Raw genomic sequence first — 238 nt, forward strand, 5'->3', positions numbered from 1 at the left:
ACAGAAGTCCAGCATCTCCTGCGTCTCGGGGATTCCGCCGATCATCGAGCCGGCCAGGCTGCGGCGGTTCATGATCAGGCTGAAGACCCATGTGATCGGTGACCCGCACAACCCACGCACGGGCTCCTATTACATCCGGCCTTTCGGCCGTCCCGTGATCGAGGGCTTCTTCGGCGGGGAGGGCGCCGAGGTGCTGGCCGAGCACGGACCTGCCGCTGGCTTCGCCTATGCCGTCGAG

At 66.0% G+C, this 238-nt stretch carries 1 pseudogene; it reads left to right on the forward strand.

Features of this window, described 5'->3' with window-relative positions:
- A pseudogene (locus KBI52_RS00100) lies at window positions 1–238 on the forward strand (hypothetical protein); the annotation flags it as partial.

Source organism: Microvirga sp. HBU67558 (assembly GCF_018069605.1).
GTDB classification, from domain to species: domain Bacteria; phylum Pseudomonadota; class Alphaproteobacteria; order Rhizobiales; family Beijerinckiaceae; genus Microvirga; species Microvirga terrae.